Genomic DNA, 21,275 nt, shown 5'->3' with positions numbered 1-21,275 from the left:
ATGACACGGGAGGCCAAGGAACCCATCAGGGTCTTGCTCGTCGATGACCATGTTCTGGTCCGGGAGGGGCTGCGCGAGCTCCTGGAGGCACAGGCCGGGATGGTCGTGGTCGGGGAGGCCGGCGACAGCGAGTCGGCGGTCGCCCTCACGGCCAAGGAACGGCCGCACGTCGTGCTGCTCGACGTCGAGATCCCCGGTGACGACGCTCCGACGACCGTGGCCCGCATCCATCGGCACTCGCCCGAGACCCAGGTGCTGATCCTGAGCATGTACGACGGGCCGGAACTGCTCCGCAGCCTGCTCGCCGCGGGGATCAGGGGCTACCTGCTGAAGAGCGCCAGCATCCAGGAGGTCGTGTCGGCCATCTACAGCGCCCGATGCGGCGACGGGCGGGTTCTGCTCGCCGTCTCCCGAGAGAGTCTGGCACAGGTCGACGGTCAACCCTCGGACCTGCTGTCCGACCGGGAACGTGAGGTGCTCACCCTGGCCGCTCAGGCGCTCACCAACACCCAGATCGGCTCTCGGCTCGGGTTGACGGAGGCCACCGTCAAGCGGCACCTGCGCAACATCTTCGTCAAGCTGGGCGCCGTGTCCAGGATCGACGCGGTCAACAAGGCCGTCAGCGCGTCCCTGATCAAGGTCGACAAGGTCCACAACGGGCGGTGATCGGGCTCCTGCCTTGGCCGGCGCGGATGACGCGCGGGCCTCAGGGAGTGAAGACGCGCTCCAGCCTGGCACGCTGCTCGGGCGTCAGCCGTACGTTCTGGGCGGCGACATTCATCTCCAGGTGCAACGGGTTGCGCGTGCTCGGGACCACCACGATGTCGTCTCCCTGGGCGAGCAGCCAGGCCAGAGCCAGGCGGGACAGGCTGACGTTGAGCTCGGCGGCCATCTCCTCGGCGAGCGGCAGCAGCCGGACGCTCTGAAGTAGCCGCTCGCCACGGAAGCGGGGGTCGAGCCGGCGCGGGTCGCCGGAGCCCAGGTGTTCGGGAGCGCGGATCCTGCCGGTGAGGAGTCCCCTGCCGAGCGGGCGGCCGGCGATCACGCCGATGCCGAGGGAGCGCGCGACGGGGAGCACCTCCGCCTCGATGTCGCGATGCACGAGGGAGTACTCCCTCACGAGCGCGGTGACGGGATGAACCCGGTGCGCCCTGCGGAGCTGGTCGGCGGAGACGTCGGAGAGCCCGATATGGCGGACCTTTCCCGCGGTGACCAGGGCGCCGAGCCTGCCCACCACCTCTTCCAGCCCCGGTGGGGAATGGCTCACGTAGAACAGGTCGAGGTGGTCCGTGTCCAGCTCGCGCAGCCATGTGTCGCAGGCTCCCTCCACGTCCCCCGTCTTGTCGCCCGCTACCACGATGGCGCGGTCGCGGCGGCCGTGCAGAGCCTGCCGGAGGACGCCGTTGGCCCGGCCCGAGCCGAGGCCGGTCTCGAAAAGGGCGATGCCGAGTCCGAGCGCCTGCCGGATGACCCGCACGCCGTCGGCACCCTTCACCGCGCCGTAGAAGCCGCTGAGGGCCGCGCAGCCGAGGCCGATCGCCGGGAGCGTCAGCTCGTGCGCGCCGATCTTCCTGAGGTGCGCGGTGGTCGGTGTGCTCTCAGGCATCAATCCAGAGCAGCACGCGAAGTCCGATGCATCTGGTGTGGAGGGTGTGCTCGCGCCACAAGTCGGCCGGGATCTCGTCCGCACCGTCCACCCGGGCGCGGATCGCGCCATGTCGCCGAGTCGTCATCGTCTGCCCCTGGCTCTTCCGCCGGGGAGGGCGGGCCCTCCCCGCATGCCTCAAGTGTGCTCCTCCGTCTTCGCGGCCGCTTAGCGAATGCCTAGCTTGGGGGCCCGCCCTTCGTGCCTGCTCGCCCGGGCAGCCCTCGCCTGGCCGTCCGGGCACTCCAAGCGGCTACGGACTGCGCGGGTTCTCCTCGGCACTTGAATAAAATAGAGTGGCGAGGTGAAGGTGGTCACCGTCGGCGCGTTGGAGGCGGCGCATGGTCCATGCCAGGCGTAACTACGGTCAGTACTGCGGGCTCGCCGCCGCCCTCGACGTCATCGGTGAGCGGTGGACGCTGCTCATCATCAGGGAGCTGCTGCTGGGGCCGCGCCGCTACAGCGACCTCATCGCCGCGCTGCCGGGTGTCGGCACCAATCTCCTGGCCGAGCGGCTGAAGTTCCTCACCGCCGAGGGCGTGCTCCGCAAGGTGGCCGACGATCAGGGCAAGGATCGGGGCTACGAGCTCACCGAGATCGGCGGGCAGCTGCGTGAGCCGGTGCTCAGCCTGGCCCGCTGGGGGCTGCCGTTCCTGGACGAGCCGATGCCCGAGGAGGTCGTGCGGCCGCACTGGGGGTTCCTGGCGGTGCAGGCGATGATCGATGACTCGCGGGTGCCCGATCTGGATGAGGTCTACGAGTTCCGGGTCGATGATGTGCGCTTCCACGTTCTCGTCAGGGACGGGAGTGCCGTCGCGGTCGAGGGTGGGTATTCCGGGTCGCCCACGGTGACCGCGATCACGGATGCCCGCACGTTCATGGAGATCGGTTCCAAGCGGCTTTCGCCTTTCGGCGCCGTGGTTTCGGGGCGGCTCACGTTGCAGGGCCCCCCGGAGGCGATCCTGCGGGTGAGCGCCTTGCTCGGCCTGGTGCCCGAGGGGACGCCCGACCAGGCGCGCGGTGCTCCAAGCCGCTGAACCGGGAGGTCAGGACGATACCGGCACCTCCGGCGATGGCGCGGGCTCTTCCACGCCGGTCACGTGCAGGGCTCCCCGTCGCAGGCTGACGAGCACGTTCTGGCCGGCGCGCAGCTCGCCGTAGAGGATCTTCTCCGACAGCATGTCCTCCAGTTCGCGCTGGATGGTACGGCGCAGCGGCCGGGCGCCCATGACCGGGTCGTAGCCCCGGTCGGCCAGCAACCGCTTGGCCTCCGCGGAGACCTCCAGTCCCATGCCGCGATCGTTCATCCGGTCGGCCACCTGCGAGAGCATCAGGTCGAGGATGAGGATGATCTCCTTCGGCGTGAGCTGGTGGAAGACCACGATGTCATCGACCCTGTTGAGGAACTCCGGCCGGAAGTGCTGCTTGAGCTCCTCGTGCACCTTCGCCTTCATCCGCTCGTAGGTCGACTCGCTGTCGCCGGACTTCGCGAATCCGACCCCGATGCCCTTGGAGATGTCCAGCGTGCCCAGGTTGGTGGTCATGATGATGATCGTGTTCTTGAAGTCCACCACCCTGCCCGAGGCGTCGGTCAGCCGGCCGTCCTCCAGGATCTGCAGCAGGGAGTTGAAGATGTCCGGGTGCGCCTTCTCGATCTCGTCGAACAGCACGACCGAGAACGGCTTTCGCCGCACCTTCTCCGTCAGCTGACCGCCCTCCTCGTAGCCGACATAGCCGGGTGGGGAGCCGAACAGCCGGGACACGCTGTGCCTCTCCATGAACTCGGACATGTCCAGCGAGATCAACGCGTCCTCGTCCCCGAACAGGAACTCGGCCAGCGCCTTGGACAGCTCGGTCTTGCCCACCCCGGAAGGACCGGCGAAGATGAACGACCCACCGGGACGCCGCGGGTCCTTCAACCCGGCACGAATGCGGCGAATCGACCGGGACAGGCCCTTGACGGCGTCGCCCTGACCGATGATCCGCTTGTGCAGTTCGTCCTCCATGCGCAGCAACCGCTGCGACTCCTCCTCGGTCAGCTTGACGGCCGGGATACCCGTCGCTCTGGCCAGCACTTCGGCGACGAGCTCCTCCGTCACCTCGCTCGGCACGGGATGGGCGCCTCTGCGGATGCGTATGCGTGAACCGGCCTCGTCGATGAGGTCGATCGCCTTGTCGGGCAGGAACCGGTCGCTGATGTAGCGGTCGGCCAGCTGCGCGGCGGCCACCAGCGCGCCGTCGGTGATCGACACACGGTGGTGGGCCTCGTAGCGGTCACGCAGCCCCTTGAGGATCTCGATCGTGTGGGTGAGGGAGGGCTCGGCCACCTGGATCGGCTGGAAGCGCCTCTCCAGAGCGGCGTCCTTCTCCAGATATTTCCGGTATTCGTCGAGCGTGGTGGCCCCGATGGTCTGCAACTCGCCACGCGCCAGCATGGGCTTGAGGATGTTGGCGGCATCGATCGCACCCTCGGCCGCCCCCGCCCCCACCAGCGTGTGCAGCTCGTCGATGAACAGGATGACGTCGCCTCGGGTGCGGATCTCCTTGAGCACCTTCTTCAGCCGCTCCTCGAAGTCGCCTCGATAGCGGGAGCCCGCGACCAGAGCCCCGAGGTCGAGCGTGTAGAGCTGCTTGTCCTTGAGCGTCTCGGGCACGTCCCCCTCTGCGATCATCTGGGAGAGGCCCTCGACGACGGCGGTCTTGCCGACGCCGGGCTCGCCGATCAGCACCGGGTTGTTCTTGGTCCGCCGCGAGAGCACCTCCATGACCCGCTCGATCTCCTCCTCACGGCCGATCACCGGATCCAGCCTGCCCTCGCGGGCCGCCTCGGTGATGTTCATGCCGAACTGGTCGAGGATGGAGGGCTTGGGCTTGGGCGGCGCGACAGGGGGCCGCTGGTCGTCCTCGTCCCCTATCTCGTCCCCCTGGAGGATCCTGCTGACCTCGTTGCGGATCCCGGTGGGGTCGGCGCCCTGGGTGGCCAGCACCTGCGCGGCCACCCCTTCGCCCTCCCTGATCAGGCCGAGCAGCAGGTGCTCGGTGCCGATGTGGTCGTGGCCGAAGAAGAGCGCCTCGCGGAGCGCCAGCTCCAGCACGCGCTTGGCGCGAGGGGTGAAGGGGATGTGCCCGAGATGCGGGCGCTCGCCGGGCAGGCTGATCGAGACGACCCCTGTCTGAACCGCTTCCAGCCCGATGCCGAGCTTGGTCAGGGCGAGCGCCGCCACGCCCTGTCCCTCCAGGAGCAGGCCGAGAAGGATGTGCTCGGTGCCGAGATAGTCGTGGTTGAGTTTCCTGGCCTCCTCCTGAGCCAGGACGAGAACCCGCCGCGCGCGGTCGGTAAATCTCTCGAACATTCCTCGCTCCCGGAGGGCCGACGTTTACTACTACTTTCTAAAGTTCGCTCGTTCAGAGGTTCATGGCAAGAGGTTCTGTCACAGGTGATGCGGCTCGATCCGCCGGGTGAGCTATCGCTGTCAGGACGAAACCGTCGGCCACGCGCCACCCTCCCGCGAACTCCGTCAGGAGCCCGCCCCCGTGGACAGTGGCGATCTTCGACAGGTGGGCGTGGAACGTCCCAGCTGACGGGTCGATCGTGACGGTGGCCTCCGAGAAGTCCAGCCAGCGCCGCGTGAGGGGGAACCAGGCCTTGTAGACCGACTCCTTGGCGCTGAAGAGCACGCGATCCCAGTGCACGCCGGAGGGCAGTCCGGCCAGCGCCCAACGTTCGGTTCGCAGCGAGATCATGTCGAAGACCCCGGGAGGCAGCGGCTCGTGCGGCTCGGCGTCGATCCCGATGGTCAGGACCTGCGTGTCCATCGCGACGGCGCAGGCGCGGTAACCCGCGCAGTGCGTGATGCTGCCGACCACGCCGTCGGGCCACGAAGGAGCGCCGCGCTCGCCTCGGGGCACGGGGACAGGCGGCAGCCCGAGCCGGGCCAGGGCGCGCCGCGCGCAGGCGCGGCCGCTGGTGAACTCGCGGCGCCTGGAGTCGACGGCCCGCCGCACCGCGACCGCCTCCTCCTCGAACAGCGTGGTACCGGGCCGGTCGGCGAACAACTCCGCCACGGCGACGCCCTTGGGCAGGATCTCCTCGATCACGCCGGCTCCAGAACGGGAAGGACCTGGCGGAAGATGTCGTGCGGGTAGCCACGCCGCTCCCACTCGCGCGGGTAGCCGACGGAGACCTCCTCGAAGCGCACGCCGTCATGCCAGGTGACTCGAGGGATGTGCAGGTGGCCGTAGATCACCGCCGCCGTGCGGAACCTGCGGTGCCAGTCGGCAGTCAGCTCGGTGCCGCACCACAGCGCGAACTCCTGGTGGCGCAGGATCGCCGTCGGCTCGCGGACCAGCGGGAAGTGGTTGACCATGACGATCGGCACGTCCGGATCGCAGGCCGCCAGCCTGCGCTCGCTCTCGGCCACCCGCGCCCGGCACCAGGCCTCCCTGCTCGGGTAGGGGTCGGGGTGGAGCAGGAACTCGTCGGTGCAGACCACGCCGGCCTCGTGGGCCAGGGCCAGCGCCTCCTGCTTGGTGGTGCAGCCTGCCGTACGGAAGCTGTAGTCGTACAGGACGAACAGGGGGGCGATCGTGACGGGCCCGCCCTCTCCAGTCCAGACCGGGAAGGGGTCCTCCGGGGTCAGCACACCCAGGCTGCGGCACAGCTGGACCAGAGCGCGGTACTTGCCGTCACCCCGCAACTGGAGGCGGTCGCCCGGTACCGTCCACAGCTCGTGGTTGCCAGGGGCCCACACCACCTTGGCGAAGCGATCGCGCAGGGTGGTCAGCGCCCAGGCGATGTCCTCCCAGCGCTCGGCCACGTCACCGGCGATCACCAACCAGTCGTCCGTCGCCTCGCGAGGCAGATCCTCCAGCAGTTCCCGGTTCCTCGCGTAGGCGACGTGCAGGTCGCTGACCGCGACCAGTCTTCCCGCCACCACACCTCCTCGATCGCCCATACTCCGACGATCGCCTGACAAGTGCTCGATTGCCTAGTGAGCTGTCGTCCCGCCGACAGATGCCGAGCGGGCCCCGTCGATGCCTGCCTACCTTGCCGAGTATGGCTACCGAAGCAGCCCGTCCACGGCACTGGGACGGCGGAGTGAACGGTGACAGTGCCAGCTCGACGGCCGCGGTCCGGGACACCTGGGTGGGTGCCGGGCTGCTCGTCCTTCGTGTGGCGCTCGGCGCCACCTTCCTGCTGCACGGCGTGCAGAACCTGTTCGGCACGTGGACCGGATGGGACACCGCCAAGATGGCCGGCTACCTCGGCTCCAAGGGGGTCGGGGCGTCCCACGCCTTCTCATGGATCACCGCGATCACCGAGATGATCGCCGGAGTCCTGCTCCTGGCAGGGCTGCTCACCTCGGTGGGCGCGGCGATCGTGGTGGTCACGATGGCGGTCTCCAGCTACATCAAGCTGTCCGCGGGTGGCGGCTTCTTCATGCCGAAGGGCTTCGAGTGGGAACTGGCCGTGCTCGCGGGCGGGCTGGGCCTCCTGCTGGCGGGAGCGGGCAGGTTCGCCCTGGACGGCAAGCTGTCCGCCCGGGCCCTCGGCCGCGCCAGGACGATCTCGATCGTGCTCGCGGTGCTCGCCTTCGTGGCCATCATCCCGTTCATCAGCTGATCTTCGGCCGGCGGGCCGCCGTACCCCCAAGGAGACCCGGTGAACAGAGCTCTTGTCGCTCTGGTGACGTTCGTGTCCGTGGCGGTCGGCGGCTGGCTGGCCCTCGCGCTGGGCGCGGAGGAGCGCGGCGGCGTGCCCCACCGCCCGGTGCTCGTCGACGGTCGTGTGCCTGCCACGCTCTACGTGCCTGGCGCGGTCACGGCTCCGGGCGTCCTGGGCATGCCCGACCCGCCTCCGCCGGGGAGCAGGCCGCCCGTGGTCGTGCTGGCGCACGGCCACTCGGCTGATCAGGCCACCATGAGCGTGCTCGCGCGGCGCGTCGCCGCCGCGGGGTACGCGGTGGTCACCTTTGACTTCCGCGGCCACGGCCTGAGCACCGAACGACACCAGTCCGCCGGGTTCGAGGGCATGCGCTCCGATCTCGACGCGGTCCTCACCTGGTTGGGCACGGTGCCCTACGTGGACCCTGCCAAGGTCGTCGTCGTCGGCCACTCGATGGGCGCCGCAGGAGTGCTCGACTTCGCGGTGCGCGATCGACGGCCCGTCGCGACCGTCGCCATGGGCGGCGCCATGGGAGGCGTCGAGGCAGGCGCCAGAGCGAGGAACGTCCTGTTCGTGGTGGCGGAGGGCGACGCGGGCGTCGTGCGGGAGGGCGCCGAGCGTACGGCACGCCTGTGGTCGGGCGCCCCGCTCTCCTACGGTCAGGTCCACGGCGACCAGGCCCAGGGCACTGCCGTGGCCCTGCGGGAGGTGGCCGGGACCAACCACCTGACAATGCTCTTCTCGGGCCTGACCGCCGGCTACGTGGTGGACTGGGTGGCGAAGGTGACCGGCCATCCCGCCACGGCGTCAGGGGCCGCGGATCGGCGGCCCTCGCTGACGATGCTCTACCTGCTCTGCGCCGCCGTCCTTCTCACGCTCGTAGGCTTCGTCGGCGGAGCGCTGGCCCGCAGCAGCCGGCCGCCTGCCGAAACGGGGCGCCCCTCGCTCGGCCTCCTGCTCGTGGGCGGCGCGCTGCTGCTGCCGTTGCCGTGGCTGGCCTGGGGCGACGCGGGCCACCTGCTCGGCCTGGAGGCGGGCGGCGCGCTGGCGTTGCTGCTGGGCATCGCAGGAACGATCCTCCTCGCCGTGGGCAGGCTCACTCCGGTGCGGCGCTGGTTCCCTGCTCAGGAAGCGTCGTCCTCCTTACGGCACATGCTCGCGCCCGCCGCTCTGGTCCTCGTGGGCGTGATCGTGCTGCTGACACCGCTCGGGGCGGTGACGCACGGCCTGGTGCCCACCCCCGAACGCGTGCTGCTCTGGGTGCTCGCGGCCGCCCTGATGCTGCCCTTCTTCCTGGCCGTCGACCGGATGCTGCGCCGCGGCCGCCCGCCGGCCGCCTCGGCCAGGTCGCTCGCCGCCCGCCTCCTGGTGCTCGCCGTTGTCCTGATGGGCGTCATCACCGGGGTGCTGCCTGGCATGCTGGGGTTGTACGTGATGGTGCTGGGGCCGATCCTGCTCCTGCTCGAACTGGCCGCCTACGGTCTGTACGCGCTGGGCCGCGACCACAGGCTCGCCGCGCTCGTGCAGGCGGGGGCCGTGGCCTGGGTTCTGAGCTGGTTGTCCCCGATCATGTGGTGAGGTGGAGTCGAGGTGCCACGTCCCGGTCTGTTCGAGTCGGCCACGCCCGAGTACGTCAAGGCGCGGGCCGAACTGCTGAGCGCCGAGCGCCGGTTGCGTGATCTGGGGGAGCAGGTGGCCGCGCGGCGGCGCGCCCTGCCCAGAGGACCCGAGCTGGACGAGGACCCCTCGCTCACCGCGCTCGACGGCTCGCCGGTGCGCTTGAGCGGGCTGTTCGGCGACCATCCCACGCTGCTCGTCTACAACATGATGTTCGACGAGGGCTGGCCGGAGCCGTGCCCCCTGTGCTCCATGTGGGTCGACGGTATCGACGCCGTCGCCCCGCACCTGCTCGAGCGCACGGCGGTGGCCGTCATGGCGCCCGCAGGGTCCGCGCGCCTGGCCGAGGTGGCGCGGCGCCGGCGGTGGCGGTGGGTTCCCGTCTACTCCACCCAGCCCGGCGACCTCACCGACCGCCTCGGGCTGCGCGCGCATCCCGGCGACCTCGAACCCGTGGTGACCGTCTACGACAGGTCCGACGGGCGAATCAGGATCTCCTGGCAGGGCTCGGCCATGCTGAGCGACCCGGCGGACGAGCCGTACCAGCCGGGTGACGGTGGTGACGCTCGCGGCCTCGACCTGCTCTGCGCGACCTGGTCGCTGCTGGACCTGCTGCCGCAGGGCCGTGGTGACTGGTATCCCAGTCGCCAGGCCCGCTGAGGGTGTCGTCGGCCCGCTCCCGCCCTCAGGGGCAGAGCTTGATCATTGTCTCGATCGCCCTGTCGAGCTGCTCCACGTCGTTGTACAGGTGCGGGGAGATCCGCACCGCGGGCAGCTCGTCCCGCACGCCGGGGTGGGCGAAGCGGGTGATTTCCACGGTGATCCCGTGCTCATCGGCCAGTTGCCGCTTGAGCTGGACGAATACGCCGAGGTTCGCGGAGTCGCGGAAGGGGTCGAAGGCCACGAGACCCGAGTGCAGCCGCGGGTCGTCCATGGGGCTGAAGAGGGCGGCCCGCCCCCAGTGACCGACGATGCGCTCCTTGAGGTGGGTGCTCAGCTCCAGGACGTGGCGCTGGATGCGGTCGCGGCCGATTCGGTCCCACAGCTCGCAGGCGATGCGCAGGCCCTGCGCTCGCGACAGGTCGGCCGAGTCGCTCTGCTGGAGCATGCGGCCGAGGTCGTGGGGCCGGGGAGGCAGGCCGTCTCGGAGCGGGTAGAGCAGGGAGACGACCGGCCAGAAGACCGGCAGGGGAAGGGGCCGGTTGCGCGCATAGATCAGGCCCGTGCCCATGGGGCCGCACTGGTATCTCGACCCCGACGCGCTGAGGAAGTCCACACCGAGGTCCCGGAGCCGCATGGGGAAGTGGCCGAGCACCTGAGAGCCGTCGAGCACCGCGACCAGGTCGTGCCGCCGCGCCAGGTCGACCAGCTCGGCCGTGGGGAAGGCGGCTCCGGTGGTCAGGGTGATCCCGGCCCACTGGAGCACCCTGGTGCGCGGCGTGATCGCCGACCGCACCAGCTCGACGATCTCCTCGGCTCGCTGCCCCGCCCCGACCGGCGGGGTGAGCTCCCTCAGGACGACGCCACGACGGTCGCGCAGTTGGCAGAGCGGCGCGCGCACGGTGTAGCACTCGTGGTCGGTGGTGATGATCTCGTCGCCTTCGCGCAGGTCGAGCCCGGCCAGGATCCGGGCGTTGGCGTCGGTGGCGCTCGGCACGATCGCCAGCTCGTCGCTCTGGCACCCCAGCCCTCCGGCCAGGGACTCCCTCACTTCGGTGAGCGCGGTGTCGGCGAACGGGTCGCGCGGCGACCTGGCGTAGACCCGGTCGGCGCTGCCGATGACGTCCAGCACGGGGCGCGGCGCCGAGCCGAGGCCCGCAGTGTTCAGGTGGATGAGGTCAGGGTCGATCGTGAACAGCTCGCGGACCTGCCGCCAGTCCATCATGTGCGTCTTCCCATCCGTTCAGGGCCGTGATGTGGGCAGGGGTCGTGCCGCAGCAGCCGCCGAGCAGAGCCAGGCCGTACCGCCGGCGCCAACTCGACATCAGCGCGGCGAAGCGCTCGGGTGGCACAGGGGGGCCGTTGCGCGGTTCGAGGTTGGGCATGACGCCGACGGCGCCCGTGCCGAGGGCGGCGAGTTCGGCGACGCAGTCGCGCGCCACATCCAGCGAGGTGCAGTTGACGAGCACAGCCGCGGCGCCCGCGTGCCGCACGGCTTCGGCGGCGCGGGCGACGGGCTCGCCCGACAGCAGGGTGGCGCGGGGACCGCAGACGAAGCTGACCCAGGCGGTCAGGCCCGCGCCTCGCGCCTCCTCCACCGCGACCCGCGCCTCGCGTACGGTGTTGACCGTCTCGATCAGGGCGAGGTCGGCCCCCGCCGCTGCCAGTTGCCCGGCCATCCACCCGTGCTCGGTACGGAGTTCGGCGTCGGAGGGGACGAGGTCGGGCCGGTAGCAGTCCTCGACCGGGGCCATCGAACCGGCCACCACCACGTCGTCGTGACCGTTCCGCGCCGACCGCGCCAGATCCACGGCGAGCCGGACCATGTGGCCCGCCTGCCGCTCGTCCAGCTCTGCCCGCCGCAACGCCCGCAGGTTGCAGCGGAAGGTGTTGGCGGTCAGCAGCCTGGCTCCCGCCTCCAGGTATCGCCGGTGGACGGCACGCAGCAGTCCGCGGCCGTGCTCGGTGAGCAGGGCCCGGGTGGTCCACCATGGCGCGGCCATGGGCAGCCCGCGCCGCTCCAGCTCCGTGGCCACCGCCCCGTCAAGGAGGATCATGGCGGGTCCGCTCCTCGCATGGCCTCCAGCAGATCCTCCAGAAGGTCGCGCTGGTCCTCCAGTCCGACCGACAGGCGGATGAGGCGATCGGACAGCCCCATGCGGAGCCGTACCTCGCGGGGGACAGGACGCTGGGTCATCATGGCGGGGCACTCGATCAGGGAGTGCACGCCGCCCAGGCTCACCGCGCAGCCGAAGAAGCGCAGCCGGGCCATCAACTCGACGGGGTCGCCGGCGTACTCGAAGCTCAGCACCGAGCCGGGGCCGGACATCTGACGCTTGGCGACGTCGTACTGGGGGTGGCCGGGCAGTCCGGGGTAGTGGACCAGGGGAACGGACGGGTGGCCGCTGAGCGTCGCGGCGATCGCCTCGGCGGTGCGGACCTGCCGCTCCACCCGGACCGACAGGGTCCTGAGGCCGCGGTGGATCAGGAAGCAGTCCAGCGCCCCCGGGACGCCGCCGGTGGCGGTGCGGTGGGCGAGCAGGTGGTCGTGCAGCTCCGGACGGTTGTAGACGAGCGCGCCGCCGATAACGTCGAGATGCCCCGAGATGGACTTGGTGGTGCTGTAGAGCGTGATGTCCGCGCCCCAGCTCAGCGGCTGCTGAAGCAGCGGACCCGCGAGCGTGTTGTCCACGACGACGGTGGCTCCCGCGGTGTGGGCCGCGCGGCAGACGAGGTCGAGGTCGGCGATCCTCATCAGCGGGTTGGTGGGGCTCTCCACCCAGACCAGGTCGGCACCCTGGACCGCACGTTCGACCAGGGCCGGCGCGGCCAGATCGGCGTACTCGACGGCGATGCCGTACTTACCGATCCACTCCAGCAGGGACCGGGTGCCGCTGTAGACGTTGTCGGAGCAGACCACCCGGTCTCCCGGAGACAGCAGGCTCACCACCGCGGTCGCGGCGGCCTGCCCGGAGGCGTAGGCGGTGGCGAACGCGGCGTTCTCGAGTGCCGCCAGGCAGAGCTCGAGATCCTCGCGGGTGGGATTCTCGCCGCGGCCGTAGAAGTACTGCGGCGGGTCCTGCAGCCGCCGGTCGTAGGTGGCGGACAGGTGCACCGGCGGGATCACGTCTCCGGTGCCCGGTTCCCTGGGGCGTCCGGCGTGGATCAGCTTGGTGTCGAGCCTCACCGGGCACCTCGCACGTACAGGCAGGTCGAGGTGAGGTCGAGCGATCCGTCCGGCGTGGCGTGGGCCGCGGCCGCCTCGGCGACCGCGTCCCAGATCCGCGGGTCGGCCGCCTCCCGCACGAGCGAGCGCATCCTAGGTGGGAGCACGTCCCTGGAGAAGGCCACGAAGTGCGACACCGACTCCATGACGAACGGCACCTTCTGTTCGGTGACGGTGACCTCGGTGAAGCCTGCCTCCGCGAGATCGGCGGCCACCTCCTTCGGGTCCGACATGGAGAAGGGGCCGGGCAGACCCGGGGGCGGAGGAGCCAGCGCGAGCCGCTCGGCGATGACGCGGAAGGCAAGACTGATCATGGGTACGGCAGGCGGCGGTGCCCACGTCGCCGCGGCGAGCACGCCACCGGGCCTGAGCAGCCCGGCCAGCGCACGCAGCGTGGCGACGCGGTCGGCCGCGAACATCAGCCCCCACCGGCTGAGCACGGCGTCGAAGCTGCCCGGCGCGAGCGCCGCCGTGGTCACGTCGCCCACGAAGAACTCCGCGAAGGGCACGTGCGCCGCCCGTGCGCGAGCGGCGCTGATCATGGCAGGGGACACGTCGATCCCGACCACCCTGCCCCGCGGCCCGACCACTGCGGCGGCGGTGAGGGCCGGTTCACCCAGCCCCGTCCCGACGTCGAGCACCGACTGGCCTGGGCGCAGGCCGCCCAGGCGCACGAGCCCCGAGCTCACCGACGCCGCTCCTCGCTCGAAGACGTTCTGCCAGCGCCGCCAGCCCTCGCTGACCGCGTCCCAGATCTCGCGCTGCTCGTTCACGACCGATGTCATGGCGCACCTCAGAGGAATCGGGTGGTCGGCTGCTCAAGCGACCAGAAGCCTGGCTCGACGGTCGACAGGACCTCGTGAAGCCGCTCGATCTCCGCCGGCGTGTTGTACACGCCGAACGAGATGCGAACGGTCCCGACCAGCCCGAGGTGGTCGAGGAAGGTGCTGGCGCAGTGCACGCCGCAGCGGACGGCGATGCCGTGCCTGTCGAGGTGGCCGCCCACGTCGTAGGGGTGCAGGCCCTCGAAGGCGAGGGAGACGATCCCGCAGGGGTCGCTGCCGGGATCGCCGACGACGTGCACGCCCTCCAGGTCGGCCACGGCCTCGAGTGTCGTGCGCACCAGTGTCTCGTCGTGCCGCCGCACGGCCTCCCAGCCCAGGCCCTCCAGGTACTCGAAGGCGGCCGCGAGCGCCACCGCCCCCGCCACGTGCGGGGTGCCCGCCTCCAGCCGGTTGGGCACGGGCACGTACTCGACCGGCTCGGCGAAGGTCACCCCCTTCACCGTGCCCCCGCCCACCTGGTAGGGCGGCAGCTCGGCGAGCAGCTCTCGCCTGCCGTACAGCACGCCGATGCCCATGGGCCCGTAGACCTTGTGCCCGGAGAAGCAGTAGAAGTCGGCTTCCAGCTCGGCGAGGTCCACCGGCCGGTGGGGCACCGCCTGGGCGCCGTCGACCATGACGATGACGCCGTGCCGATGCGCCTCGGCGATCAACTCTCGGACCGGGTTGACCGTGCCGAGCACGTTGGAGACGTGCGCGACGGCCGCGAGCCGGGTGCGCGGCCCGAGCACGGCGGCGAAGTCGGCGGTGTCCACGCGGCCCTGGGGATTGACGGGCACGACGACGAGCTCGGCTCCGGTCTCCTCGCACAGCCGCCGCCAGGGCAGCAGGTTGGAGTTGTGCTCCATGCCGGTGACCACGACCTCGTCGCCCGCCCGTACCAGCCGCCTGCCAAGTGTGTCGACCACGAGGTTGGTGGCGTCGGTCGTGCTCCTGGTGAAGATCACCTCTTCGGGGTGCCGGGCCCCGACGGCGCGCTGGACGACCGCCCTGGCGTGCTCGTAGCGCTCGGTCGACTCCATGCTCAGCCGGTAGTAGCCGCGCCCGACGTTGCTGTTGCTCCGGGTGTAATAGTCGATCAACGCGTCGAGGACGGCCCGCGGCTTCTGCGTCGTCGCGGCGTTGTCGAGGTAGATGAGCGGCTCGCCCTGCCGAAGGAAGGGGAAGTCCTCCCTGACCGCCTCGGACAGGACGAAGTGCTCCAGACTGTGTGTCATCCCAACTCCCGTGTGGAGAACATGCTGTGGAACCTGTCGATGTACTTCCGTTCGAAGGGGAAGACCTTCTGCGTGGCGTACGGCCTGGCCGGAGGCGGTACGTAGCCGGGCTCGCCCGGCCCGGGCAGCAGTCCCGCCGCGTCACGCAGGTGCGGCCCGTAGAAGAACCAGCAGATCTGGCCGACGTGCTCGATGAAGATGACCGGATGCACGTCGTCGGAGTACATGTGCATGTGGCAGTAGGCCGCCAGCAGCTCACCCCGGGGGCCGAAGCTGTTGCCCGGCATGACGTGGCCGAAGACGTCGTGCACGACGCGGAAGATGTCGTTGTGGGTGAACTCGACGCCCCGGATCACGATCCCGGAGCCCTCCCTGAGCGGGTGGTAGCCGTGGATCCCGCCGGGGCCGTGCCCCGCACGGGTCAGGAAGACGTGGATCCGGCCCGTCTCGAGCACCCCGGCCCGCAGGTCGAGCGAGTTCCGGTACGGCTGGCCTGAGCCGAGCCATGGCTCGACCTCGATCCCGGCCGCGGTGATCGCGTGGAACTGATCGGCGTTCTCCTCCTTCATGCGGTCGTAACTTCGCCTGACCGCGGGGGAGTAGGCCATGCGGGGGGCGCGGTCGTAGTGGTCGGCGACCGCGACGCAGTAGTCGAGATCCAGGTCGAGGGTGACCGAGGAGAGCCTGGACAGCGGCTGACGCCCCGACGCGAACACCGAGGCACCGTCGACGTACTTCTGTGCCACGGCCACCAGCTCGGGGCCATCGATCAGCGGCTGGTCGGTCACCTTTCCCCCACGGATGATCAGGGACCGGCCAGGCGGGGGGTGATCCAGCCTGTGAGGTCGTATTCGGACAGGCACAGGTCGACGAGGTCGAGCATGGATCCCGCCACTCCCGCGGCCTTGCCCTTGCGCAGCACCTGGACCCGGTTCTCCTCCGCGTTGCCCGCGTAGCTGCGCTCGTACAGCTCCTGCCGCCCGGCGAACTCGCTGCCGACCGCGTCCCAGAGCAGCTTCATGACCTTGACCCGGTTCTCCGCGGTGTGCCCGTGCGATCCGCGCAGGTACTGGTCCAGATACGGCCGGATCTCCTCGTTGTGGAAGTCGGCCACGCCGGAGTTGAGGTAGATCAGCCCGCTGCCCGCGGTGTGCAGAACCAGCTCCCTGACCTTGCCGTAGGCGATGGGGGCGAGCACCCGGTAGGCCAGCGCGTACTCCTCGCTGGGCTGCACGAAACGCTCGTTCCACGGGCGGCAGCCCTGGATCATCGCGTCCGACAGCGCCCACATCAGGTGCCGCCAGACCATGGCCTCACCGATGTTGGCCTGGACGCCCCTGAAGTCGTCGGTGCCGTTGATCTCCACTGCCCTGATCAGCAGCCCGCAGATGAAGTCGAGCTTCACGGCCAGCCGGGTGACGCCGTGGAGGGCGAACCTCGGCAGGAAGCCGGAGTTGTGGAAGAAGGTGTTGGCCTTCTCCACGTCGCCGTAGATCAGCACGTTCTCCCAGGGGATCAGCGCCCGGTCGAAGACGATCACCGTGTCGTTCTCGTCCATGCGGCTGGCGAGCGGGTAGTCGAACGGGCTGCCCACGGTGGCCGCGGCCAGCTCGTAGGAGGGGCGGCACAGCAGCTTGACGCCGGGAGTGTCCATGGCGGCGATGAACACCACGCCGAACCGCTTCTCCTTCACCGGCAGGCCGTGGTGGGCGATGAAGTTGTAGTGCGTCAGGGCCGAGCCGGTGGCCACCACCTTGGCGCCGCTCACCACGATGCCCTCGTCGGTCTCCCGCTCGACGTGCACGTAGACGTCGGCGACTTCGTCCGGGGACCGGTGCCGGTCCACCGGCGGGTGCACGAGCGCGTGGTTGAGATGCAGCACGCGCTCCTGCGCCAGGCGGTACCAGTGGCGGGCGTTGCCCGCGTACTCGCCGTAGAAGTCGGCGTTGGCGCCGAGGGTGGCCAGGAAGGAGGCCTTGTAGTCGGGGGAGCGGCCCAGCCAGCCGTACACCCGCCGCTGCCAGGCGGCGATCGCGTCGCGGCCCTGCCGCAGCTCGGCGGCGTCGGCGGGGGAGCGGAAGAACCGGTGAGTGAAGCCGCCGTTGCCGGTGTCGGTCTCCGTCGTCAGCACGTCCCTGTCGGGGGAGTCCCACAGGGCGTCGTAGAGACCGGCGATGGTTCTGGCGTTGTTGCGGAAGGCGGGATGTTCCGTCACGTCCTTGACGCGCTCGCCGTGGATCCAGATCTCCCGTCCGTCGCGGAGACTCTGCAGATACTCGTCGCCGGTCAACGGCCGCCGGATCGCCGTTCCATCAGCAGCCATGGCAATCATCTCCTCATCTGGGCGGTGTCGAGCACCAGCAGGGCAAGTCGGCGCGCCCCCTCTTCGAGGTCGGTGGCGCTCACCGAGCTGCAGGACAGCCGCATCGCGCGGTGTCCGCCGCCGTCGGCGAAGAAGTAGCTCATGGGCGTCCACACCACGCCGTAGTCGCGCGCGGAGACGGTGAGCAGGTTCTCGTCCGCTGGGAAGGGCACCTTCAGGACCACGAAGAAGCCGGCGCGAGGGGCGTTCCACGACACTCCGAGCCGGTGCCTGAGGTCACCCGGTAGCCGGCGGTCCAGTGCGCGGAGCAGGGCGGCCAGGTTCTCGCGATAGAAGCGGATCCGCTCGGCGTTGTGCTCCCGCAGCCGGCATCGAGCGCGCACGAGGATGCCGCCGATCACGGCCTGGGCCACCGACGAGGTGTTGACCGTGATCATGCTTCGGATCAGGGCGAGCTGGTCCGCCAGCGTGGACCGCGAGCCGTCGGCGTGCCGTACCACCTGGTCGGCGACCACGTAGCCGACCCTCGCACCGGGGAAGCACGTCTTGGCGAAGGAGCCGATGTGGATCACCCGGCCCGAGGTGTCCAACGACTTGAGGCTGGGCAGCGGGGGGTCGGCGAGAAAGCCGTAGGGGCTGTCCTCCAGGATCAGCAGCCCCTCTTCCTCGGCCACCTCCAGCAGAGCTCCGCGACGCTCCGCGCTGAGCGTGTGGCCGCTGGGATTGGAGAAGTCGGGCACCAGATACAGGGCACGGGGGCGCTGTCCGCTGCCGCGCAGGCGCCGCGCCAGGGCTGCGACGGCCGCCGGATCCACGCCGTCTTCGTCCTCGGCCACCGCGGCGCTCCTGATGCCGAGGAGCCTGGCCGCCCCGAGAATGCCGATGTAGGCGGGAGAGGTGGTGAGCAGCACATCGCCGGGGACGTTGCAGAGCGCTCTGAGCGTGATCAGCATGCCTTCCTGCGCCCCGTTGACCACGACGATCGACTCGGGCGGCACGTGGATGCCCTCGTCGTTGGCGATCAGTTCGGCGATCAGGTCGTGGATGTGCCCGGCGGTCCTGCCGTACTGGAAGAGGCGGCGGGTGACCTCGCGGGGGGACAGACCCTCGCGCCCGGTCAGGTGCTCCTGGTAGGCCCGCAGGTTGTCGCCGAGCTCGGCGGGGTCGAAGAAGCCGTCGTACGGCCGGCCGGCGGCCAGGGAGATCGCCTCCGGGTAGCGGCTGGAGACCTCGTTGAGGAAGATGGCCGACCTCAGCACGGGATGCCTCAGCGCGGGACACAGGTCCTCGGCTGGGATCTCGTTGAGCAGCGCGGTCATGGCGCGCTCCACGAGAGAAGGTCCGGACCGAGATCCGCCGTGGTGGCGGCACCGCACAGCCGCATGGCCTCTCTCAGCTCCTCGAGGATCAGCGCGAGCACCTCTCGCACGCCAAGCCCGCCCGCCGCCGCGAGGCCCCACATGGGTGCGCGGCCGAGCAGCACCGCGTCGGCCCCGGCGGCCAGCGCGACCAGCACGTCGACGCCCCTCCGCACACCTCCGTCCACGAACACCGGCACTCGGCCGCCGAGCGCGCGCGTCACCTCGCGCAGGGCGGTGAGCGAGGCCTGTGCCCCGTCCAGCTGCCGCCCGCCGTGGTTGGAGACCACGACACCCTGGGCGCCGTGCCGGACGGCCAGCTCCGCGTCCCGCTCGGTGAGCACCCCCTTGACGATCAAGGGCAGCCGGGTGGTGGAGCGCAGCCACTCCAGGTCGCGCCAGGTGGCGGTGGGATCGAAGGTCTTGGCCGCGTGCGCGCGCACCCCCGACTCGCCTTCGCCTCCGCGCGCCTGCACCCCGGCGGAGCCGAGGTTGACCGGGCCGAACTCCGGCTCGATCACGAAGCGGTTGCGCAGGTCACGCAGACGCCTGGCCATCACGGGCATGTCCGAGGTGATGACCAGAGCGCCGTATCCGGCACTCTCGGCCCGCTCGACGAGTTCGGTCATGAGGGCGCGGTCCCTGGTCCAGAAGAGCTGCAGCCACAGCGGAGCGTCGGCCGCCGCCCTGATGTCCTCCAGCGTCCGGCTGGCCAGCATGGGCACGATCGTGACGGCGCCGAGCGCTCCCGCTCCCCGCACGGTGGCGACCTCTCCCTCCGGATGCAGGAGCCGGTTGCACGCGACGGGGGCGATCGCGAAGGGCACCGGCCACCGGTGCGCGAACAGGTCGACGCCGGTGTCCGGTTCGGCCGTGCCGGTCAGGATCCGCGGGCGCAGCCGTACCGCGTCGAACGCCCGCAGGTTGTCGGCGAGCGTGCGCTCCGCGCCGCTGCCGCCGGACAGGAAGTCCCAGACGGCGGGGTCGAGCCGGGCCTGGGCCAGGACGGCGAAGTCCTCCGTCCGCAGGGCGACGGAGGGCTCCTGGCCGAGCGCGGAGGTCGTCATCACGGGTTCGCCGCGAGGGAGGCCCGGCGCTCCTGCTCCACGGCTTCGTACAGCGCGCGGACGTTGCCGCTGCCGAACGTCCTGGCCTGTCGCCGCTCGATGAGCTCGAAGAAGAAGGCGCCGGCGGGATGGACGGGCTTGGTGAAGATCTGCAGCAGCACACCCCAGTGATCCCGGTCCACCAGCACGTTCCGCTCGCGCAGGACCTGGATGCGGTCGGTCACGGTGGTCACGCGCTCCGCGAGGGTGTCGTAGTAGCGCAGCGGGGCGGAGAGGAACTCCACGTCGCGGCCCTCGAGCTCGGCCACGGAGCTCACGATGTCCTCGGTCATGAGCGCCACGTGCTGCACTCCCGCGCCGCCGTGCCGGTCGAGGAACGCGTCGATCTGCCCGGGGGCGCGGGCGATGTCCGGCTCGATCAGCGTGAAGGTGATGCCGCCCGACGGGCTCTGCACCACTTTGGAATCCATGCCCTGATCGCCGATCTCGATCTTCTCCTCGAAGATCGTGTCGAAGCCGAAGACGTCACGGTAGAACCTGGTGGAGGGGGCGAGCATCCCGGCGGGCAGGCACATGGCGACGTGGTCGACCAGGCGCAGCGGGCCGGCTCCCGAGGGCTCGCGTTCCGGCCTCTCGACGAGCGAGTGCACGATGTCTCCCGGCCCGGCCACGACCCCGATGACCGCCTGCCCGAACGTCGTGGGCTCCCGCACGGGCCTGGCCCCGCGCGCGACGGCCGAGTCGAAGGCGGCCTCCGCGTCGGCGACGCGGAGAGCGATGTCGGCGACCCCCTCGCCGTGCCTGGCGACGAAGGCGGCGGCCCGCCCCCGCTGCCGCGGCGCGCTCACCACGAGCTCGATTCGTCCCTGGGTGAGCAGCACCGATGTGCGGTCCTCGCCAGGGAAGGGCGCGTCGGCGTGCTCGGCGAAGCCCAGGCCGTCTCTCAGGTAGGCGGTCAGCCGGGCGGGCTCGCCGGTGAACAGCTCGAGGTGGTCGATGGCGTGCGGGGTCACGTCGGTGTTCCTCCCGGAGCGCGGCGGATGAGGGTCAGCCCGTCCCGCACGCTGAGCAGCACCGAGATCAGGTCCGTACGTGCGGCCACGAGGTCGTTGAAGCGGCGGATGCCCTCAGTGCTGTCCAGCGTGTCTGACTTGTCGAGCACGGCCCCGCTCCAGAGGGTGTTGTCGACGGCGAGCACGCCCTTGTCCCCGAGCTTCGGCACGAGCTCGTCCAGGTACTCGGGGAAGTGAGCCTGGTCGGCGTCCAGCAGGATCAGGTCGAAGGGGCCGGGCAGCGTGCGGATCGTCTCCATGGCCGGGCCGACGACAACTGTGATGCGGTCCTCGTGGCCCGCCGTCGCGATGTGCTTGCGCGCTATGTCGGCGTGCTCCTGGCTGAGTTCGCAAGTGACAATGTGCCCGTCGGGCGGTAACTCGCCGGCCATGGACAACGCGGAATAGCCGGTGAATGTGCCGATTTCCAGGATGGTCCTGGGGTGTAGCGCCCAGACCAGGAATTGCAGGAACCGCGCTTCCACCGGCCCCACCATCATGTGCGGCCGCTCACACCTGGCCTGGGTCTCCGCGGCGAGCGACAGCAGGCTCGGGGGGTCCGGAGTGGTGTGCGCAAGAGCGTATTCCTCGATGCCGGGCAAA

At 70.4% G+C, this 21,275-nt stretch carries 20 protein-coding genes; 5 read left to right on the top strand and 15 right to left on the bottom strand.

Going from position 1 to position 21,275, the window contains the following annotated elements; all coding sequences use genetic code 11:
- Positions 1–666: a response regulator transcription factor gene (locus tag AB0B45_RS24465; RefSeq protein WP_358134397.1), complete on the top strand. Its 666-nt coding sequence runs from the start codon at positions 1–3 to the stop codon at positions 664–666.
- Positions 667–706: 40 nt separating this feature from the next.
- Here AB0B45_RS24465 and AB0B45_RS24460 read toward each other — a convergent pair whose 3' ends face one another.
- Positions 707–1,606, bottom strand: a complete 900-nt coding sequence (locus tag AB0B45_RS24460; RefSeq protein ID WP_358134394.1) for an aldo/keto reductase — start codon at positions 1,604–1,606, stop codon at positions 707–709.
- 380 nt (positions 1,607–1,986) lie between these two features.
- Between AB0B45_RS24460 and AB0B45_RS24455 the strand changes: the two genes are divergently transcribed.
- Positions 1,987–2,682 carry a winged helix-turn-helix transcriptional regulator gene (locus tag AB0B45_RS24455; protein WP_358134391.1) on the top strand — a complete coding sequence of 232 codons (696 nt, stop codon included), beginning with the start codon at positions 1,987–1,989 and terminating at the stop codon, positions 2,680–2,682.
- Positions 2,683–2,691: 9 nt separating this feature from the next.
- Here the strand turns inward: AB0B45_RS24455 and AB0B45_RS24450 are convergent, their stop codons facing one another.
- From AB0B45_RS24450 to AB0B45_RS24440, 3 genes are read right to left on the bottom strand one after another with little or no spacing between them, the layout of a single operon-like run.
- Positions 2,692–4,998 (bottom strand): ATP-dependent Clp protease ATP-binding subunit, encoded by a 2,307-nt coding sequence (locus AB0B45_RS24450; protein WP_358134388.1) that lies wholly within the window; start codon positions 4,996–4,998, stop codon positions 2,692–2,694.
- 52 nt (positions 4,999–5,050) lie between these two features.
- Positions 5,051–5,743: a 4'-phosphopantetheinyl transferase superfamily protein gene (locus AB0B45_RS24445; protein ID WP_358134385.1), complete on the bottom strand. Its 693-nt coding sequence runs from the start codon at positions 5,741–5,743 to the stop codon at positions 5,051–5,053.
- Positions 5,740–6,579, bottom strand: a complete 840-nt coding sequence (locus AB0B45_RS24440) for a metallophosphoesterase (RefSeq protein WP_358134382.1) — start codon at positions 6,577–6,579, stop codon at positions 5,740–5,742. The genes AB0B45_RS24445 and AB0B45_RS24440 overlap by 4 nt, the downstream gene beginning before the upstream one ends.
- A gap of 122 nt (positions 6,580–6,701) precedes the next feature.
- On the opposite strand from AB0B45_RS24440, the gene AB0B45_RS24435 reads away from it, so the two are divergent.
- Genes AB0B45_RS24435 through AB0B45_RS24425 form a run of 3 tightly spaced genes read left to right on the top strand, consistent with a single transcriptional unit; the run spans position 6,702 to position 9,587 of the window.
- Complete coding sequence (locus AB0B45_RS24435; protein WP_358134379.1) at positions 6,702–7,268, top strand: DoxX family protein; 567 nt, start codon at positions 6,702–6,704, stop codon at positions 7,266–7,268.
- Between the two features lie 39 nt (positions 7,269–7,307).
- Positions 7,308–8,888 carry an alpha/beta fold hydrolase gene (locus tag AB0B45_RS24430; protein WP_358134376.1) on the top strand — a complete coding sequence of 527 codons (1,581 nt, stop codon included), beginning with the start codon at positions 7,308–7,310 and terminating at the stop codon, positions 8,886–8,888.
- 12 nt (positions 8,889–8,900) lie between these two features.
- Positions 8,901–9,587: a DUF899 family protein gene (locus tag AB0B45_RS24425; protein WP_358134373.1), complete on the top strand. Its 687-nt coding sequence runs from the start codon at positions 8,901–8,903 to the stop codon at positions 9,585–9,587.
- A gap of 25 nt (positions 9,588–9,612) precedes the next feature.
- Here AB0B45_RS24425 and AB0B45_RS24420 read toward each other — a convergent pair whose 3' ends face one another.
- Genes AB0B45_RS24420 through AB0B45_RS24370 form a run of 11 tightly spaced genes read right to left on the bottom strand, consistent with a single transcriptional unit; the run spans position 9,613 to position 21,274 of the window.
- Positions 9,613–10,812 carry an aminotransferase class V-fold PLP-dependent enzyme gene (locus AB0B45_RS24420; RefSeq protein ID WP_358134370.1) on the bottom strand — a complete coding sequence of 400 codons (1,200 nt, stop codon included), beginning with the start codon at positions 10,810–10,812 and terminating at the stop codon, positions 9,613–9,615.
- Positions 10,766–11,644 (bottom strand): homocysteine S-methyltransferase family protein, encoded by an 879-nt coding sequence (locus AB0B45_RS24415; protein WP_358134367.1) that lies wholly within the window; start codon positions 11,642–11,644, stop codon positions 10,766–10,768. Before AB0B45_RS24415 ends, AB0B45_RS24420 begins: the two co-directional genes overlap by 47 nt.
- Entirely contained in the window at positions 11,641–12,774 is a 1,134-nt protein-coding gene (locus tag AB0B45_RS24410) for a PLP-dependent aspartate aminotransferase family protein (protein ID WP_358134364.1), read from the bottom strand. Before AB0B45_RS24410 ends, AB0B45_RS24415 begins: the two co-directional genes overlap by 4 nt.
- Positions 12,771–13,598: a class I SAM-dependent methyltransferase gene (locus AB0B45_RS24405; RefSeq protein ID WP_358134361.1), complete on the bottom strand. Its 828-nt coding sequence runs from the start codon at positions 13,596–13,598 to the stop codon at positions 12,771–12,773. The genes AB0B45_RS24410 and AB0B45_RS24405 overlap by 4 nt, the downstream gene beginning before the upstream one ends.
- Positions 13,599–13,606: 8 nt before the next feature.
- Positions 13,607–14,872: a cysteine desulfurase gene (locus AB0B45_RS24400; protein WP_358134358.1), complete on the bottom strand. Its 1,266-nt coding sequence runs from the start codon at positions 14,870–14,872 to the stop codon at positions 13,607–13,609.
- On the bottom strand, positions 14,869–15,660 hold the full coding sequence (locus AB0B45_RS24395; RefSeq protein WP_358134356.1) for a crotonobetainyl-CoA--carnitine CoA-transferase: 792 nt from the start codon (positions 15,658–15,660) through the stop codon (positions 14,869–14,871). Before AB0B45_RS24395 ends, AB0B45_RS24400 begins: the two co-directional genes overlap by 4 nt.
- Positions 15,661–15,677: 17 nt before the next feature.
- The gene (locus tag AB0B45_RS24390) at positions 15,678–17,195 is read right to left on the bottom strand and encodes a 4-hydroxyphenylacetate 3-hydroxylase N-terminal domain-containing protein (RefSeq protein WP_358134354.1); all 1,518 of its coding nucleotides are present in this window, start codon (positions 17,193–17,195) and stop codon (positions 15,678–15,680) included.
- Between the two features lie 5 nt (positions 17,196–17,200).
- A complete protein-coding gene (locus AB0B45_RS24385) occupies positions 17,201–18,514 on the bottom strand; it encodes a PLP-dependent aminotransferase family protein (protein WP_358134351.1) in 1,314 nt (437 codons plus the stop codon).
- Positions 18,511–19,620, bottom strand: coding sequence for an alpha-hydroxy acid oxidase (locus AB0B45_RS24380; RefSeq protein WP_358134348.1), 1,110 nt, complete (start codon positions 19,618–19,620; stop codon positions 18,511–18,513). The genes AB0B45_RS24385 and AB0B45_RS24380 overlap by 4 nt, the downstream gene beginning before the upstream one ends.
- Positions 19,620–20,633 (bottom strand): 4-hydroxyphenylpyruvate dioxygenase, encoded by a 1,014-nt coding sequence (gene hppD / locus AB0B45_RS24375; RefSeq protein WP_358134345.1) that lies wholly within the window; start codon positions 20,631–20,633, stop codon positions 19,620–19,622. Before hppD ends, AB0B45_RS24380 begins: the two co-directional genes overlap by 1 nt.
- On the bottom strand, positions 20,630–21,274 hold the full coding sequence (locus tag AB0B45_RS24370; RefSeq protein ID WP_358134342.1) for an O-methyltransferase: 645 nt from the start codon (positions 21,272–21,274) through the stop codon (positions 20,630–20,632). Before AB0B45_RS24370 ends, hppD begins: the two co-directional genes overlap by 4 nt.
- Position 21,275: the final 1 nt, after the last annotated feature.

The sequence above is a fragment of the Nonomuraea sp. NPDC049152 genome (genome assembly GCF_040648355.1).
GTDB lineage: Bacteria > Actinomycetota > Actinomycetes > Streptosporangiales > Streptosporangiaceae > Nonomuraea.
The sequence above is the reverse complement of the archived record's forward strand: the minus strand, read 5'-3'. Positions and strand labels throughout refer to the sequence as shown.